Annotated in this window: 1 protein-coding gene; it reads right to left on the bottom strand. The window is 53.2% G+C overall.

Features of this window, described 5'->3' with window-relative positions; translation table 11 throughout:
* A partial coding sequence (locus GXO76_01635; GenBank protein NOY76549.1) for an exo-alpha-sialidase occupies nt 1-599 on the bottom strand: 599 nt, incomplete at its 3' end.
* Between the last annotated feature and the right edge of the window lie 145 nt (nt 600-744).

The following is a 744-nucleotide window of genomic DNA, read 5'->3' as shown; positions in this document are numbered from 1 at the left end:
CCGTGTTTGCCGTTAAAAGTGGCGCTCCCGATGTAAAGCAACCGTCCATCACGGAGCTGGATGGGGCCGTGAGGAGCCGAAACTTCCACACGGACGGGGTCTCCCCAGGTTTTTCCACTGTCGGCTGATCGGCGGATCCAGCTTCCCAGCCAGCGCTTGCGCGTTTCGGGTCCCAGTTTTTCCGCGTGCCGTTTCCAGCTGGGGAATTTCTTGTAGAAACTGGGTTTGTCAAAGGCAAGGGAAGTGAACCAGCTTACCACCCAGGTGCCGGCACGGGTCTGCAAAATGCCGGCGTCCCGATCGTCCAGCGGGGTGTTGTTGATGGTAACCGGCGCGCTCCAGGTTTTACCTTTGTCGGTACTGCGCACCATTTGTGTGATACCGAACGGACACACGTGGTCGTCCCGATTGCCGGAAAAGACCGCCACCAGTTCGCCCGACCGGGTTTGCATGATGGTAGGCCAGCCGATGTAGCGACCGGGCTCATGGCAGAGCACCTTGGTTTCGAGAATTTCCGCCCGGATGGTTTTTGCGTGCACCTGAAAAACCGGAAGAAGAATAACGACCGGAAGAAGCCAAAATAAACGGTTTTTTTTCATAACGAATTTCCTTGAATTTGGATAGTTTAAAATTAGTTTTGTGTTGAAAAGTAAGGCTCTACTGGAATTTTTATGGGAAAAGCAATATTTCTGAATAGTGAGGCACGACCTCTTTTTAACCCACCCCCTGACTCCCCCTCCCTGA

The organism is Calditrichota bacterium (genome assembly GCA_013151735.1).
Taxonomy (GTDB): Bacteria; Zhuqueibacterota; JdFR-76; order JdFR-76; family BMS3Abin05; genus BMS3Abin05.
This window is presented reverse-complemented; position numbering and strand designations above follow the sequence as displayed.